At 69.0% G+C, this 16,423-nt stretch carries 14 protein-coding genes and 1 tRNA gene; 4 read left to right on the top strand and 11 right to left on the bottom strand.

Annotated features, from left to right (window positions below):
- Positions 1–47 precede the first annotated feature (47 nt).
- From AB4078_RS08680 to AB4078_RS08655, 6 genes are all read right to left on the bottom strand, one after another.
- Positions 48–2,210 carry a hypothetical protein gene (locus AB4078_RS08680; RefSeq protein ID WP_441976773.1) on the bottom strand — a complete coding sequence of 721 codons (2,163 nt, stop codon included), beginning with the start codon at positions 2,208–2,210 and terminating at the stop codon, positions 48–50.
- Positions 2,211–2,312: 102 nt separating this feature from the next.
- Positions 2,313–3,701: an alpha-L-fucosidase gene (locus AB4078_RS08675; protein WP_441976772.1), complete on the bottom strand. Its 1,389-nt coding sequence runs from the start codon at positions 3,699–3,701 to the stop codon at positions 2,313–2,315.
- Positions 3,698–5,689, bottom strand: coding sequence for a DUF2264 domain-containing protein (locus AB4078_RS08670; protein ID WP_441976771.1), 1,992 nt, complete (start codon positions 5,687–5,689; stop codon positions 3,698–3,700). The genes AB4078_RS08675 and AB4078_RS08670 overlap by 4 nt, the downstream gene beginning before the upstream one ends.
- 80 nt (positions 5,690–5,769) lie before the next feature.
- Positions 5,770–7,431, bottom strand: a complete 1,662-nt coding sequence (locus tag AB4078_RS08665; protein WP_441976770.1) for an extracellular solute-binding protein — start codon at positions 7,429–7,431, stop codon at positions 5,770–5,772.
- A gap of 50 nt (positions 7,432–7,481) precedes the next feature.
- Positions 7,482–8,432, bottom strand: a complete 951-nt coding sequence (locus AB4078_RS08660; protein WP_441976769.1) for a carbohydrate ABC transporter permease — start codon at positions 8,430–8,432, stop codon at positions 7,482–7,484.
- Complete coding sequence (locus AB4078_RS08655) at positions 8,422–9,468, bottom strand: ABC transporter permease (protein WP_440732234.1); 1,047 nt, start codon at positions 9,466–9,468, stop codon at positions 8,422–8,424. Before AB4078_RS08655 ends, AB4078_RS08660 begins: the two co-directional genes overlap by 11 nt.
- 224 nt (positions 9,469–9,692) lie before the next feature.
- On the opposite strand from AB4078_RS08655, the gene AB4078_RS08650 reads away from it, so the two are divergent.
- Together AB4078_RS08650 and AB4078_RS08645 are read left to right on the top strand one after the other, a co-directional pair.
- Positions 9,693–10,715, top strand: a complete 1,023-nt coding sequence (locus AB4078_RS08650) for a hydroxyacid dehydrogenase (protein ID WP_441976768.1) — start codon at positions 9,693–9,695, stop codon at positions 10,713–10,715.
- 56 nt (positions 10,716–10,771) lie between these two features.
- Positions 10,772–11,875, top strand: a complete 1,104-nt coding sequence (locus AB4078_RS08645; protein ID WP_440732236.1) for a LacI family DNA-binding transcriptional regulator — start codon at positions 10,772–10,774, stop codon at positions 11,873–11,875.
- Between the two features lie 80 nt (positions 11,876–11,955).
- On the opposite strand, the gene AB4078_RS08640 is transcribed toward AB4078_RS08645, so the two are convergent.
- Positions 11,956–12,028, bottom strand: a tRNA-Arg gene (locus tag AB4078_RS08640).
- Between the two features lie 93 nt (positions 12,029–12,121).
- Between AB4078_RS08640 and AB4078_RS08635 the strand changes: the two genes are divergently transcribed.
- Positions 12,122–12,715, top strand: a complete 594-nt coding sequence (locus AB4078_RS08635; RefSeq protein ID WP_441976767.1) for a hypothetical protein — start codon at positions 12,122–12,124, stop codon at positions 12,713–12,715.
- A 23-nt stretch (positions 12,716–12,738) separates the two neighbouring features.
- Here AB4078_RS08635 and AB4078_RS08630 read toward each other — a convergent pair whose 3' ends face one another.
- Together AB4078_RS08630 and AB4078_RS08625 are read right to left on the bottom strand one after the other, a co-directional pair.
- The gene (locus AB4078_RS08630; protein ID WP_441976766.1) at positions 12,739–13,125 is read right to left on the bottom strand and encodes a DUF1304 domain-containing protein; all 387 of its coding nucleotides are present in this window, start codon (positions 13,123–13,125) and stop codon (positions 12,739–12,741) included.
- A 45-nt stretch (positions 13,126–13,170) separates the two neighbouring features.
- Complete coding sequence (locus tag AB4078_RS08625; protein WP_441976765.1) at positions 13,171–13,869, bottom strand: helix-turn-helix transcriptional regulator; 699 nt, start codon at positions 13,867–13,869, stop codon at positions 13,171–13,173.
- A gap of 73 nt (positions 13,870–13,942) precedes the next feature.
- Here AB4078_RS08625 and AB4078_RS08620 point away from each other — a divergent pair, with 73 nt between their 5' ends.
- The gene (locus AB4078_RS08620; RefSeq protein ID WP_441976764.1) at positions 13,943–14,683 is read left to right on the top strand and encodes an alpha/beta fold hydrolase; all 741 of its coding nucleotides are present in this window, start codon (positions 13,943–13,945) and stop codon (positions 14,681–14,683) included.
- A gap of 43 nt (positions 14,684–14,726) precedes the next feature.
- On the opposite strand, the gene trmB is transcribed toward AB4078_RS08620, so the two are convergent.
- Both trmB and AB4078_RS08610 read right to left on the bottom strand, forming a co-directional pair.
- Positions 14,727–15,452, bottom strand: coding sequence for a tRNA (guanosine(46)-N7)-methyltransferase TrmB (gene trmB / locus AB4078_RS08615; RefSeq protein WP_440732241.1), 726 nt, complete (start codon positions 15,450–15,452; stop codon positions 14,727–14,729).
- 65 nt (positions 15,453–15,517) lie between these two features.
- Entirely contained in the window at positions 15,518–16,393 is an 876-nt protein-coding gene (locus AB4078_RS08610; protein ID WP_441976763.1) for a DUF3097 domain-containing protein, read from the bottom strand.
- Between the last annotated feature and the right edge of the window lie 30 nt (positions 16,394–16,423).

Raw genomic sequence — 16,423 nt, 5'->3', positions numbered from 1 at the left:
GGGTCGGGTGCACGCACCCGACCCGGCGCCGTCACTCGCCTTATCCCCTACCGCACGGTCAGCGTCACGTACTGCGAGGCGTTGCCCGCAGCCTGCTGCTCGAGGCGCATCCTCTCGTTCACGTACTGCAGGGTCAAGCCGCTGTTGCGGTTGACCAGGCGGTAGGTGGTGGATCCGTCCAGCGATGTGCCGTCGGTCGCGACGCGCTGCAGGTACCACTGATCGCTGCCATCCGGCGTCCCGAGGCCGGCCGAGGTCAGAGGCTGGGCGTCGGCCTGCGGCGCCCCGACCGTGACGACCGCGTCGACGGCGCGCTGCTCGGCCGGCGCGGATCCGGAAACCCGGAGGTCCTTGCCGGTCGCGGCGTCGACGATGCGGTAGAAGCCGCTGTTCTGGCTGCCGTCGCGCACGTCCTTCACCGGCTGGAGCTTCCAGGTGGACACGCCCGTGGCCGCTCCGTCCCCGCCGTCCAGGCCGGGTCCGCGGTTCGCCGTCACGGCCTTGCCGCCGACCCGCAGCACGTAGGCGGAATCTCCGGACACCGCTTTGCCGGCCGTGTCCCGCGGGGTGTACTCGGTGCTCACCGCCGCGGATCCGTCGCCGGCGGTCTGCGCGATGTCGAACACCTTGGCGGTCAGATCCGAGATCGTCAGGAACGAACGTCCCGTGACGTTCTGGTTCGTCAGGCTGCCGTTGTCCAGAGAGGTGAGGTAACCGCCATTGGATCCGGCGGGCATGAGGCCCACGACCTTCCAGGAGTTCGGGTCGCCGAGATCAGCCGTCTCATAGACGTTCCCGTCGTAGCCGACGATGCGGTACAGCCCGGAGAACGCGTTGTACGAGATAGCCGACTCGTTGTTCGCCGACGGCAGGTACAGATGACCGGTGTTCGGATCCTTGTAATACGCACTGTTCGTGATGAGATCCACGGTCTGGGAGGCACCGGTGGCCGGATCCGTCTGCGTCACGTAGATGCCGCCCGTGACGACCTTGACGCCGTTCTCGTACTTGTCGTCGACCGCCTTGAGCGTCAGGTCCTGGCCGGTCACGTCGTCGTGGTACGACACGGTCCGGTCCGGCGCAGACTCCGCTGTCGCGTTGTTCACGATCGTGTGCGTCAGCGTGTTCGCCGTGTAGGTGTTTCCGGACGCGTCGGAGAACACGATGAGGTGATCGGCGGCGACCTTCGCGGCCTGGTACGACGCGGTGGCGTTGTCGCCGGATCCCTGCCAGGCGATGAGGTCGGTCGCCGGGTCGTACACGACGTTCAGCCCGCCGACGGAGTTGACGTTGCCGTCGATGCCGCCGATGCCCGGCTGCGACCACGAGCCGTTGTACCACTTCTGCCAGGTGCCGCTGGCCATGCCGCCGCTGATCGGCGCGCGGGCCATCTCGGTCCAGCTGGCGAGGGTCGAGGAAGCCGGCTTCTTGTAGATCTTCACGTTGTACGTGATGTAGAAGTAGCCCGTCGAGTAATCGATGAACAGCCGGCAGCCGGAGTTGCCGAACGGATACGACTGACCGGGTGAGGCAGCGCTGTCGATCACCTGATCGTCATCCCACGCCGAGGTGAGCGCCGGCCCCTGGTACTGCCAGGAGGCGCCTTCGTCCTTCGAGGTCGCGAGCAGGATCCGGTTGTTGTGGTGCCCGGTCGAGATCTTCTGATCGACCGTCGCGTCTGCACCCTTGGTCTGCCAGGGATCGAACTGGAACTCGTCGTTGAGCAGCGCGTGCCACGTGCCCTGCGGATCCACCCAGACGCCGATGACGTCGCAGTGGTCGTCCTGCTGCGGCGACGGGATCGGGAAGGTCGGATCCTTGTCGAGCTGGTAGCAGATGGTGCCCGCGTCGGCATAGTACGCGGGCGCCTGAACCTTCTGCGTCGTGGTGCCCATCCCTGCGGACACGGCGCCCATGTCGGTGTTCGTGAACGTGCGCGCCCACGCGTTGCCAGGGTTCGTGTTGTAGGACGTGAGCGCATTGCTCCAGTGGAATTGGCCGTCCTTGCCGAGATACGCCGAGCCGGCGATGTCGCTGGTCAGACCGCCCTTCATGGTGGTGGTGCCGGCCGCGACGTACTGCGGCGGAGCCGGGGTGGTGCCGGCCTGCGCGGTGGCGGGCAGCGCGAGAGCGAGGACGGCCCCTGCGGCGAGCGCCGGGGTCAGCCGTCGCCAGCGCGCTTTGCTTTGCGCGGTGCGGTGTTGTTTCATGGTGGTGCCCTTTCCTGTTCCTCTTCGAAGCGGAGGGTTTGGGTGTGTCCTTCCCGTTCCCCACGTCGCAAGCGCGGAACGGGAAGGCGCCCGCTCATGCGTTCACACGAGCGCGACGTCGGGGTTGGGCTCGCGCAGGCCGCTCTCCGGGTCCGCAGGCGCGATCTCGAGGGCGAGCACGGTCGGCATGCCCGTGGCGGCGGGGGCCGCGAGCTGGGCGGTGTGGGCGTCCAGTTCGGTGAACGACACGGCGGTGTCGTCATCGAGTGCGCGCACCCCGCGCAACGCGACGCCGGGCGGCAGCGCGATCGTGAGGATGCCGGAGACCGGGATCCGGGTGACGATCGCGTGCACAAGGGCGGATCGTTCGGCTGACTCCTCCGCCTGCAGGGGCATCGTGTAAAAGCCCCACCCGGGGTAATCCCACCCTTCAGCCGGCCCGCCGCCGTGCACGGCTGCCCCGTTCATGGCCATCCAGGCGCCGACCTCGTCGGCCAGGGCGACCTCGACGGGGGCGAGCGAGCCGTCGCCGCGCGGCCCGAAGTTCAGCAGGAGGTTGCCTCCCAGGCTCACGGTCTGCGCGAGCTGCTCCACGACCTGCGCCGGCGTCTTGCGCCCTCGCTCCGCCCAGGCGGAGTCATGGAAGCCCCAGCTCGCCTGGGTGAGGGTGGCGCAGGCCTCCCAGTCGTGCACGGCGACCGACCGGTCCCACGGCGCGGGGAGCCGGCGCTCGTAACCGCTCTCGTAGTCGCCCATCAGGGCGCCGTTGGAGTCGAAATGCCGTGCGCCCCTGTCATCGGCGCGGAGACGGCTGTTCACGATCGCGCCGGGGATCCGTTGCTTGAGCCGCTGCTCGATCTCGTGGGTCCAGCGCCCGTTCGCCTTCACGGACTCGTCCCAGGTGCCGTCGAACCAGAATCCGCGCACCTGCGGGTATCTCTCCGCCAGCTCGAGCAGCTGGTTCGTCGCGAAGTCGAGATAGCGGTCGAACGCCACGCGATCGTCATCGGACTCGATGGCGTATCGCCAGTCCGGGTGATGCCAGTCCAGCACCGAGTAGTAGAGGTGCGTGGCGAGACCTTCGGCGCGATACGCGTCGAGGATCTCGCCGAGCACGTCGCGCCCCGAGGGCGTGGCGGCGACGCTGAAGTCGGTGTACGCGCTCGGCCACAGGCAGAAGCCGTCGTGGTGCTTCGTGGTGATCGTGGCATAGCGCGCGCCCATGCGCTTCGCCGTGCGGGCCCACTCCGCCGGGTCGAATCCCTCCAGCGTGAAATCGGCGGCGAGCGCGCCCCACTCCTCCCGGCTCACGTGCGCCGAGTGCATGAGGAACTCCGCGGCGAACTCGATCGTGCGCCCCTGCCACGTCCCCGCGGGGATCGCATACAACCCCCAGTGCACGAACTGTCCGAACCGATCGGCACGGAACGCCCGCATCGTCGGGTCCTGTCGGCGCCCCTCCGGTCCCGCGCCGTAGCGCAGCTCGATCATCGGGCCTCCCCCCGAGGACCGGTGAGGCCCGGGTGCTCGTCCCATGGGACGAACGTCGCCAGGTCGAACTCGGAGGTCGCGCCCGAGGCCCACGTCAGGCGCACGAGGGTGCCATCGACGTCCACCCGCACCCGATCGCGCCACTCCTGCGGGTCGACCGCGCCGCCGCGTTCGAGCACGTGCAGGGTGGCCACGACCGTGTTCCTCGTGCTGGTGCGGCCCTGCAGGGCGGGAGTCGCGGAGTGCGAGCCCATCGCGTTGGCATCGCGGTAGGCGAACACGCGCGCCCGCTCGGGGCGACGGCTTGCATCGTCGGCGACGGCGGGCCGAGGAGCGTCCCACCCGTGCAACCCGATCACCGCGGAGAGCAGGCCGTCGCGGCCCTGCGCCCAGGCGCCGTCCTCGAAGACGCCGGTGGCCAGCTCGGCGTCGTCGGCGACCGCCCAGCCGCCCTCGCGCATCGGCCACGGCCGATCCGTCTGAACGAGATGCGCACGCACCTCGGCGGTGCCGTCGCCCGCGGTCACCGTGGTCACTGCGGTCCCGGGCAGCGCACGGCGATGCAATTGCGGTACGTGCACGGATCCGGCGAGATCCCCCTCGACTCGCGTGGCCCGCAGGGAACTGCGCCTGCTGCCGGCGCCCTCGTCGTCGAGCAGCGCGAAGTGCGAGTCGATCGCGTCGACCCAAGCCGGCCCCGTGCCCGGTGCGGTGTGCGTCGAGTACGCGAACTTCGCGTAGTGCGGGTCGTCGCGGTCCTCGTCCTCGCCGACGGGCAGCGTGGCGTGATCCGAGCCGTGGTTCGCCATCCGCACGATGCCGTCCGAGGCTCCGCGGAGCACCCACCCCACGGGCTCGATCGGGGCGGTGAAGGAGCCGTGATCGGAGGGCTGGGCCTCCTCGATCGCAGTCCAGACGGGCGCCGTCTCGGGCTGGGCCAGCCCGAGGAATCCGATGCCTGCCAGATACGGGGATCCGAAGCCGCTGTAGTCCTGGCACATCGGCTCGAACTCGCCGTACCACCCGAGCGTGAGCGGGCCGTCGGCACCGACTCCCTGCGCGGTGAAGCGCGAGAGCACTCCCGATGCGATGCGGCGGGTCTGGCCGGGGCTGAGCGCGCTCACGCCCGACGCCTCGGCGCACCAGAGAGCGGCCAGCGCCGCCGTGCGGTAGGTCAGCGAGCGGCCCTGATGCAGGAGCGAGCCGTCGGCGGCGACCATGTGGGCCTGCGACGCGGTGAAGTCGTGCAGTCGCTCGAGATACCGCTGCCCCTCTGCGGTGTGCACGGTGTCCGTCATGCGGTACCAGGCCCACAGGTAGGGATGGATGGCCCAGGCGTTGTAGTAGTCGACCGCATGCTCCGGCCCGTCCGTGTACCACCCGTCGCCGAGGTACCAGCTCTCCACCCGCGCCACGTTGCGCGTCGCGTGCAGACCGCGCACGTCTTCGCCGACCGCACGCAGGAAGCCTTCCGCCATGGCGGGGAACAGCTGCCAGTTGTTCTGCCACACCTCGCAGCGGGCGTGATGACGCAGCCAGTTCCCGATCTGGAGCTGCTCCGGCCGGGTGAGGCCCGACCACAGCCGATCGCGGCTGATGTGCAGGGAGAACGCGATGTTCGCGGCCTCCACGATCGAGTTCGTGATCCCCGTCAGCGGCAGCCGGCAGCTGACCCCGCGGGGCCACTCCTCCTCACCACCCGCCCGGGTGCCGGCCAGCAACGCCCGGGAGTAGTAGTCCAGGTGCGCCTGGACGGCCGGATCCGCGGCGTCGGAGGCGCCCGCGATCCGCGGCGCCGCGAGCAGGAACGACCGGCCCACGGTCTCCATCCCCTCCCGCCGCACTCCGTCGCCGGTGATCCTTCCTGGCAGGCGCGGCAGGGCGCCCTCCGGGCTGGCATAGCGGCGCACCTGGCTCAGCCAGTCGTCCGCCACCGCCTCCCACTGCGCCCTGCCCCAGCCCGTGAACGGGGAGAGGACAGGATCCATCGCGATTCTCGTCGAGATGTCTTCCCTCACGGTTCCCTCTCCCCCGCTGCCCTCTCCCACGTTCACGGATCCGCTGCCTCTCAGGCGCTCGGGGACGGACTGGCCGTCGCGCCGCTCAGCGCCTTCTGGAACTCAGCGCGGATCGTGTCTCCGCCCGCGCTCTTCCATGTCGAGATCGCGCTCTTCACGTCGTTCAGGGAACCACGCCCGGCGATGAAGTTGGTCACCGCGTCCGAGACGGGCTTGGCGATCGTGAGCCCCTGCTTCGCGTTGGTGGGACTGAACAGGCCGACGGTCGGATCCGGGACGCCGATCGGGACGAGCTTCGAGTACGCGTCGTGAAGCACCTTGATGGCGTCGGGGAACTGCGGCGAGTACAGCGTGTTGGGGCCGGCCGCCAGGTACTTCCACGGCACGGCCGTGTTCACTGCCGCCGCAGGCGTCGGGATCGGGTTGCCCTTGCCGTCTCGGGTGAAGTCCGTGCCCTCGGCACCGTAGTTCATCAGGAGATACTCCTCGCTGCCGAACGGCGCAGCCAGGAAGTTCGCGACTTGCAGGACCTGCTTGATGTGATCCGCACTGCCTTTCTTGACCATGGTCCAGGCGAAGTCGATGTTGTCCAGCCACACCGTGGCCTTGCCGCCCGTGGCGCTGAACGGGATGAACGGGGCGACCTTGTTCGCGGGGTTCGCCGCGGGGACGGTCTGCTGGTATCCGCCCGGTTTGCCGAATGCCGGCAGCCCGTCGTAGATCTGCGCGACCTGGCCGGAGATGAACGCGTTCGACATCTGCGACTTGGTCCAGCCCTCGCTGCCGGGGGCGAAGCATCCCGCGACGTAGAGCTTCTGCACGAAGGACACCATCTCCAGGTACTCCGGCGTCTCGATGTCCTTCACGAGCTTGCCGCTCTTCATCGTCCAGTTGTAGGGGACGTGGAAGATGTGCTCGAACGGGATGAGGCCGAACTTGGTGCTGCCGAGGGCCCAGCGGTTCGCTCCGGTGAGCTGCTTGGCGAGAGCGAGGTAGTCGTCCGCGTTCTTGATGGTCGAGGTGTCGGTGACGCCCGCGGCCTCGAAGAAGGTCTGGTTGATGAAACCGGATCCGCCGGTCATGCCGCGCGGGATCGGGATGCCGTAGAGCTTGCCGTTCTGCACCGCCGGCTTCCAGAACGCCTGCGGGATGTTGGCGAGGTTCGGATAGTCCTTGGACTTGTCGCCCGCGAGGAACGGGGTGAGGTCCTGACACGCGGATTCCAGGAAGCCGATGATGTCGGCGATGGCCGCGCCGTCATTGAGCATCAGGTCCGGCATGTCCCCACCGGCGATCACGGTGTTGAGCTTGGTGTCGTAGTCGTCACTCGAGACCGCGGTGATGTCGACCGTGCCGCCGAGACGCTTGTTGATCTCCTGCCAGGCCGGGTTGGAGGCGGCAGGCGTCGGCGGCGGGCCGAAGATGTTCGTGATCGCCGTGATCTTCTGTCCCTTGAGGAAGGGCGCCGGCACCGCGCGGAACGGCTTGGCCGGGTAGTTGAAGAAGGCCGCTGGAACGCCCTCGGCGGTTCCCGCGAGGTCGGGCGTGGCCCCCTTCAGCGGGATGTACTTCGGCAGCACCGACGCCGAGGCCGCGGAGGCGTTCAGTGCGCCCTTGGTGCCGCAGCCGGCGAGGGAGCCCGCGGTGACGACGCCGAGGACGCTGAGGGCGGCGAAGGACAGGAAGGTCCGCCGGTTCGTTTCGAGAGCCACGTTGGGCTCCTTTCTGTACAGGGAGGTGGATCGATCGGGTGGAGCGGGCCTCAGCCCTTGACGGCGCCGGTGAGGACGCCCTTGGTGAAGTACTTCTGCAGGAAGGGGTAGACGAGCAGGATCGGGATGACGCTGATGACGACGACGGCCATCTGGATCGCCTGGGACGGCGCGGAGATCTCGCCGACCGAGGCGGTGTCGAGCGGCGATCCGAGCAGCACGTACTGGCGGAGGATCATCGACAGCGGCCACTGGTCGCTGTTCAGGTAGAGCATCGCGTTGAAGAACGCGTTCCAGTAGGCGACCGCGTAGAACAGCCCGACCACGGCGAGCACACCCTTCGACAGTGGCAGCACGATCTTGACCAGGATCCGGAAGTCGCCGGCGCCGTCGATCCGCGCCGCCTCGAACAGCTCCTGCGGCAGCCCCATGAAGAACGACCGGACCACGACGAGATTGAACGCCGAGATGAGGGTGGGAAGCACCAGCGCCGCGTAGCTGCCGAGCAGGCCGAGCTGCTTGACCATGAGGAAGCTGGGGATGATGCCCGGCGTGAACAGCATCGTGAACAGCGCCGTGAGCAGGATGAATTTGCCGAAGGCCAGATCGCGCCGGGACAAGCCGTAAGCCATGCCGACGGTCGCGGCGAGCGAGCACAGCGTGCCGATCACGGTGATGAGCATGCTGCGCACGAGGGCGGCGGTCACGATGCCGCCGGACAAGATCGTCTCGTAAGCAGCGAATGTCGGGTGCAGCGGGAACAGCACCAGGCCGTTGGCGTTCGCGATGTCGGTGCTGTCCGAGAGGCTCGTGGAGAGCACTGTGAGGAACGGGTAGATCGTCGCCACGCAGATCAGCGTCACCACGACGGCCTTGCCCGTGCTGCCGAGACGGCTGGGCTTCTCCATCCAGGCCGGCCGCGCCGATTCAACGCTGCGGTTCTTGCGTCGGGTACGGGGCATGACGACCGCTCTGGTCGTCAGCTGCACGTCACTTGCCACTGGAGTACACCCCTTCCTGGCCGAACAGATGAGCGACCTTGTTCGCGCCGAGCACGAGCGCGAGGCCCACGACGCCCTTCACGAGACCGACGGCCGCAGCCGGGCCCCATTGCCCGTTCTGGATGCCGTGGTAGTAGACCCAGGTGTCGAGCACCTCGCCTGCTCCCGCGCCGACGTTGTCGCGCTGCAGCACGATCTGCTCGAAGCCGACCGAGAGGATGCTGCCCAGGTTCAGGATGAGCAGCAGGATGATGACCGGCATGATCCCGGGAATGGTGATGGTCTTCATGCGCTGCCAGGGACCGGCGCCGTCGACGGCCGCGGCCTCGTACAGTTCCTGGTCGATGTTCATGAGCGCAGCGAGGAAGATGATCGTGCCCCAGCCCGCGTCCTTCCAGGCGGATTGGATCGAGACGAGGAACGGGAAGAACCACGGGGTGGTCATCGCCTGGAACGGCTTCATCCCGAGCGCCTCCATGAGATGCGGCACGACGCCGGTCGCACCCAGCACCTGGCCGAAGATCGAGACGATGATGACCCAGCCGAGGAAGTGCGGCAGGTAGACGACGCTCTGCACGAACTTGCGGATCCGGTTCGACATGATGCTGTTCAGCAGCAGGGCCAGCACGATCGGGATCGGGAAGAACAGCACGAGCTGCAGGCCGGTGATCACGAGGGTGTTGCGCAGCGCCTGCCAGAACGTCGGATCCGCGAAGATCTTCACGAAGTTGTCGAAGCCGACCCAGGCGCTGTCGATGAAGCCGAGGTATGGCTGGTAGTCCTCGAAGGCGACGATGTTGCCCGGCAGCGGCAGCCAGTGGAACACCACGAAGTAGAGGAACCCCGGGGCGATCAGCAGCAGCATCATCCGGTCGCGCTTGATCCGCGCCCAGAGGCTGCGCTTGCGGTGCGCGGGGGCGTCGGTCGTCGCTGCCCGACGGCGCCCTTTCGACGCGGGACGCGCGGAGGGCGCATCCGCGGCGCCACTGACGGGAGGCGTCGTGCTCTGCACGAGCGGCTCGCTGTAACTGCTCATCTTCGACCTCGACCTGCCACAGGGAAACTTCATCGTCCTCGGCAAGAGCTAGAAAGCGCTTGCTGTGCTGCGAACGTACCCGACGGATCTGCGAGTGTCAACGATGCGACCATGTTTCGGCGAAACATTGATTTTCATGGGATCTAAGCCCGTAGGATTCACCGCGGGCTGGACCGAACGCATAGTATGCGCTTACTATCTGGATGCAGAAAGAAAGGATCGCCGTGGATCACAACCCCTCGACCGCCCACCCCGCCGCCGTGATCGTCATGGCGGAGGACTCCTTCGCGGAGGTGTTCTCCAGGGAGGCGCTCGCGCGACTGCGGAACACGGTCGAGATCGCGGGGCCGCTTCCGATCACGGATTTTGCGGCGCCCGCCGCCCGAGAAGCTCTCCGCGAGACTCGCGTCATGCTGACGGGCTGGGGCGCCCCGCGCATCGATGCGCACGTGCTCGACCTCGCCCCTCGACTCGAGGCAGTGGTGCACACCGCCGGCACCGTGAAGACCTTCCTCGACGCCGAGGCGTTCCGCCGCGGGATCAGGGTGAGCACGGCCGCGGCGGCCAATGCCACACCGGTGGCGGAGTTCACACTCGCCGCGATCGTGTTCGGGCTCAAGCGTGCGAGCCGGTTCGCACATCAGCTGCGCACCACGCGGCGGCATCGCATCGTCGACGGGATCCCCCCGATCGGGACCAACGGGGTCACGATCGGGATCCTCGGCGCCTCGAGGGTCGGGCGTGAGGTCATCGCCCTGCTGTCCCGGCTGGATGCGCGGATCCTGGTCTGCGATCCGTATCTGACCGCATCGGAGGCCGCGCGGCTCGGCGTCGAAGTCGTCTCCCTTCCTGAGCTGTGCCGTCGCAGCGACGTGCTCACGCTGCACGCTCCCAGCACGCCGGACACACGCCGCATCATCGGCGCTCGCGAACTCGGGCTGCTGCACGACGGCGCCCTGATCGTGAACACCGCGCGGGGCGCCCTCATCGACACGGACGCCCTGTCCGCGGAGCTCGTGAGCGGACGCCTCGACGCGTATCTGGATGTGACGGATCCGGAGCCGCTGCCGGCGGACTCGCCGCTTTACGCCCTGCCGAACGTGGTGATCACGCCGCACATCGCCGGCGCGCTCGGCAACGAGATCCACCGGCTGGGCGACTCGGCCGTGCGCGAGGTCGAGCAGTACGTTGGTCGAGGGATTCTCGCGCACGAACTCCGTGCCGACGAGCTGGCGTACACCGCCTGATCGAAGCAGAGCACGACGCGAGAGAGCGGGCCGCCGGCCCACGAACGGAGGATGGGATGACGACGCAGGACGATCGCGCCACGGTGGGAGCCATGCACACCGTGACCATGTCCGATGTCGCCGAGCGCGCGGGCGTCTCCTCGGCCACCGTCTCCCGGGTGCTCAACGGCAACTACCCGGTGGCGCAGGCGACGCGCGACGCCGTCAACCGGGCCATCGATGACCTCGGCTACACGGCCAACGCGCACGCCAGAGCGCTCGCAAGCTCGGCGACGCACAGCGTCGGCATCATCGTGAACGACCTGGTCGATCCGTTCTTCTCCTACATCGTGCGCGGCGTCGAGCAGGAGGCCGCCGCCACGGGCCGGCTCTGCATCGTGGCCGCCTCGCAGGGCGACGTCGATCGCGAGATCGAGCTCATCGACCGCATGATCAGCCAGCGCGCCGACGCCGTGATCGTCGTCGGCGGGGGTTACGACGATCCCCGCGCCCGACGCCGGATGGCCGAGCGCGCGCGGACCCTGGCCGGCATCGGATCGACGCTCGTGCTGTGCGGCCGCCCCTCGGTCGGCGAGCAGGCACCGACGAAGATCGTCGGCTACGACAACGAGGGCGGCGCCTTCGCGGTGACGCAGCACCTCATCGCCCAGGGGCACCGCCGGATCCTCTACCTCGGCGGTCCGATCGGCCTCTCCACCAGTGTCGCGCGTCTGGCCGGCTTCCGTCGCGCGATGCAGTCCCACGGCTACGAGGTGCCCCCGGAGCTCGTGCACCAGGGGGCGTTCGGACGCCGTTTCGGCCACGCCACGATGGGCGAAATCCTCGACGGGAACCCGGGGATCACGGCGGTGTTCGCGGCGAACGACCTGGTCGCCGCCGGCGCACTGGACGCGATGACCGCACGCGGCGTGCGCGTGCCGGAGGACATCTCGCTCGTCGGCTACGACGACATCCCGCAGTCCAGCGAGCTCACCCCCAAGCTCACCACCGTGCACGTGCCGCTCGAGGACATGGGGCGCGAGAGCGTGCGCCTCGCCCTGAGCCGCACCGACGACGCCTTCGGCCGCCATGCCGACGGCGAGATCATCGTCGGGACGCGCCTCGTCGAGCGCGAGTCCGTCGCTGCGCCGCGCACGACCCCGTGGGCGCCCGGGCGCTGATCCTACGGCGACGATCAGGCCAGCTTCGCTGCCCACACGACGAAGGGCCGCCCATCCGGGCGGCCCTTCGTCGAAATGCGTGCCCCCGACAGGAATCGAACCTGCGACCTACGGTACCGGAAACCGGCGCTCTATCCGCTGAGCTACGGAGGCGTACCGAACGAGCCTAGCATCGGATCCGCCTCCTCTCCGACCGCGCAGGATCCCGGTAGTGTCGCGAGAAACCGACCGATCGATGAGGACCCGATGAGCGCTTCCGTTCCCCCGGCACCCTGGCCGCACACGGCCGTGGAAGAGCCCCGCGTCCCCCGAGGAACGCCGGTCTACACCGCCTGGGGATGGGTGAGTGCCTGGACCACCGTCGCCGGGGTCGCCGTCTCGGCCGTCTCACTGTGGCTGATGACCGGCCCGATGCTCAGCTACGTGCGACGCGTCGCCGAAGTGAGCAGCATGGCCGCCTCTGGGACGAGAGTGCAGCCGGGCGTCGTGTCCGGGATCATCTTCGACCTGATGCCGGGGATCGTTGCGGCCTCGATGCTCGGCACGCTTCTGGGCTGGGCGCTCTATGCGCTCGCGATCGTCGCCGGGTACCGCGACTACGTGCAGCTCGGCCGGCTCGGCTACCCGAGGCGCTTCCACTGGGCGTGGAGCTTTCTCTCGCCGGTGTATCCGATCGGCCGCGCCGTCGTGGTGCGCCGACAGGCGGGAATGGGCTCGGCCACGATGTGGATCGCCCTTGCCGCGACTGCCGCGAGCTTCCTACTCACCATCGGCTGGTCGTTCTGGCTGATGTTCGCGATGTTCGACGCCATGCGCGCCGGGCTGGGCACGATCGCCTGACCGCGCCGTCGGCGCGAGCCGGATCAGAACAGCGTGACCACCAGCAGCACGACCGCGATCAACGGGGTCGCTCCCTGCACGATCGCCGCACGCGCCTTGGACCGATCGGAGAGGATGAGCACGAGCGCCGCGGCGAGCATCGATCCGGCTCCCGCGAGCATGAGCGCGATTCCGACACCGGCCGATCCCGCGCCGACGAAGACGATTCCGATCACCACCGTGATCGCGAGGAACAGGTTGTAGAAGCCCTGGTTGAAAGCGAGCGGTCGTGTCGTCTCGGCGTCGTCGGCGGACGTCCCGAAGATCCGCCGCGTCGACGGATGCGTCCAGCGCACCGACTCCAGCACGAAGATGTAGACGTGGATGAGCGCGGCGAGCGCGGCGAACACGGATCCGATCAGCAGGAGCATGGGCCGATTCTGCCGCGCGCCGCGCACCGACGCGAGAGGCGCGCGCTAGCGATGACCTGAATGCACCGGAGCGGCGGTCGCGGGAGGCTCCCCGACCTCGTCGACGGTGTGCCCAGCGCACGGCATCGCGGTCACGCTGGCCCGCTCGATGCGAGAGACCGTGAACCACCGCATAGCGTCACGCAATCGGCACCATCCGACGAGGTACCACTGGCCTTGCGTGGATGCGAACAGGACGGGTTCGACGTCACGTGCGGTTGTCGTCCCGTCCCCCGCCGTGTAGCGGATGCGGACGACACGCTGATCCGCCATCGCTTCCTCCAGCGCCGACCTGATCGCCCGCGAAGGCGCGAGAACCGCGTCCACCCAGACGCGCTCGGCCAAGGCGTCCGCCCGTGCGCGGGTCCGGGGATCGAGGACGTCCATGATCTTCCGGATCCCGGCTGCCGCCAGATCCGCGTAGGGGGCATCGGAGGCGGCCGACACGGCCGCCATGAGCGCGACCGCCTGCGCGGGAGACAGGCTGACCGGCGGCAGCGACGCACCCATCGCCATTCCGTAGCCGCCCCCGGGGCCCGGACGCGACCAGATGGGCGCACCACTGCTCTCGAGCGCAGCGAGATCTCTCTTGACGGTGCGAACCGACACGCCGAACTCTCGTGCCAGCCGCTCAGCGGAGCAGCCCCGGGATCCGCTGCGGCGCAGCATCTCAGACAGGGCGTGGAGTCGCTCTGCGCGCTTCACCGCGTCGCCGCCGAATATTTCATGACATAAATAGTGACATACACGTGCCTGCGGTACGCCCGAAGCTGGTGGCATGACACAGAAGACGGAAAGCCCCACCATCCTTCTCATCGCCGGCCATTGGCTGGGCGCCTGGGCATGGGACGACGTGCGCGAGCACCTGGACTCCGCCGGCTCTCACGCCGTCGCGATGACGCCGCCGGGTCTCGACCCCGACGACCCCCAACGGGCCGAGAGGACTCTCGACGACCAGGTCACGGCGATCCTCGACGTCCTGGCTCGAAACGGCGTCTCCGCGAGCAAGCCCGCGATCGTCGTCGCTCACAGCGGGGCGAACTTCCCCGTCTCCCTCCTCCTCGACCGGCACCCCGAGCTCGTCCGTCGGGTGGTCTGGGTCGATTCCGGACCGGTGGCCGCAGGGAGCGCTTTCGCCGCTGACCTCCCGGAGGACGTGCAGGACCTTCCACTCCCCGCGTTCGACGTCCTCGCGCAGCAGGCGAGCCTCGAGGGACTCAGCGCCGAGGTCCTTGCACGCTTCCGAGCCCGAGCCGTCCCCGAGCCCGGCCCCGTGCTGCGCCAGCACGTCGATCTCGTGAACGGCGCCCGCAACGGGATCCCGACCACACTGGTGTGCTGCTCGATCCCGAGCGCGCAGCTGCTGGACCTGGCGCGAGGGGGCCATCCCATGTTCGCCGAGGTCACGAACCTCGAGCACCTCGACGTCGTCGACCTCCCGACCGGTCACTGGCCCATGTGGAGTCGTCCTCGCGACCTCGTCGAGGTCATCCGCTCGGCGGCGTCTCACACTGGTTGAACGGTGCGCGCTCCGACGGGGCCGATCCGTCGCAGCCGGCGGATCAGCCCCGCGGCACGCGGCGGTAGGTCAGATCGCGGATCTCGCGGCCCTTCGCGATGCCCTTGCGCTCGAACGCGGTCATCACGCGCCCGTCGAAGCGCTGCGCCCACTCCCCCTCGAACGCGCGCTCGAACTCGGGCGCCTCGTCGAGCACCTCACGCATCTGCAGCGCGTAGTCCTCCCAGTCCGTGGCGAGTCGCAGCAGTCCCCCGTCGCGCAGAGCTGCGCCCGCGGTGGCGCCGAAGCCCGGCCGCACCAGGCGGCGCTTGGTGTGCCGCTTCTTGTGCCAGGGGTCGGGGAAGAAGATCCACACCTCATCGGCGGAGCCCGCGGGAAGGTACGTGGCGAGCACTTCGGGCGCGTTCGCCTCGATCAGCCGCAGGTTTCGCACGCCCTCGCGCTCGGCATCGAGCATCGTCCTGGCGAGCCCCGCACGGAACACCTCGACCGCCAGGAAGTCCCGTTCGGGGTGTGCTGCCGAGGCGGAGACGATCGCGTGCCCCTGGCCGGATCCGACCTCGACGGTCAGCGGCGCCTCGCGCCGGTACGCCGCGGCGACGTCGAGCCGCGCTTCGGGGTGCACCGAGGTCCAGGCCACGTTGCGCGGCACATCCAGCACGAAGAACTCGGCCAGTTCGGCGAAGGCGCGCTCCTGCGCCTCGGACATGCGGCCGCTGCGGCGGACGAACGAGACCGGCTCGTCACGGAAGGTACGCGGTTCGGGCATCCCTCCAGGGTATCCGCCGTCCGGGGTCGCGCCCGCCCGTCCTGCCCCGCGGGCGGAGCGGCCGCTCACCGTGCGCCGCCCGAGGCCGGCCCCGCGACGGGTTCCGTCACGAAGTCGATGAGCTCCTCGACGCGGCCGAGCAGCGACGGCTCGAGGTCGCGATAGCTGTTCACCCGCGAGAGGATGCGCTTCCATGCGTGCGCGAAGTCGGCCTGCGACGCGGTCGGCCATCCGAAGGCCCTGCAGATCCCGGTCTTCCAGTCGATGCCGCGCGGGATCTCGGGCCAGGCGCGGATCCCCATCGCTGCGGGCGTGACGCACTGCCACACGTCGATGTACGGGTGCCCGACGATGCGCAGGTGCGCCCCGTGCGGGCCGCGCATGATCTGCTCCACGATGCGGGTCTCCTTGGAGCCGGGCACGAGGTGGTCCACGAGCACACCGTAGCGACGGTCGCGCCGCGGCGGGGCCGCAGCGAGCAGCTCCTCCAGCAGATCGACACCCTGCAGGTACTCCACGACGACGCCCTCCGCGCGCAGATCGTCGCCCCAGACCTTCTCCACGAGCTCCGCGTCGTGCCGGCCCTCGACGAGGATCCGGCTCGGCAGCGCGGTGCGCGCACGGGAATCCCCGACCGCGAAGGATCCGGAGGCGGTGCGCTTGGTCCCGCCTGAGGCCGCGCCTGCCGCGCGAGCAGGGTGCACCAGCCGCACGGGCTCGCCATCGATCATGAAGCCCGCGCCCATCGGGAACAGCCGGCGGCGTCCCCGGTAATCCTCGAGCTCGACCTGTCCGCCCTCGATCCGGGTCACCGCACCGCAGAACCCGTCCACCGCGACCTCGACCACGAGGTCCTTCTCCGCCGCGACGTCCACGACGACCTTCGCACCGCGCTCGCGCCAGCCGCTCGCGAGCACATCGGATCCGTACCTGTCATCCATCGTCCCCAGCCTACCGAGAGCGCCCGTCTC

The sequence above is a fragment of the Microbacterium sp. 2MCAF23 genome, assembly GCF_052115565.1.
GTDB lineage: Bacteria > Actinomycetota > Actinomycetes > Actinomycetales > Microbacteriaceae > Microbacterium.
Note: the sequence above shows the minus strand (reverse complement) of the source record. Positions and strands in the feature narration are given on the sequence as shown.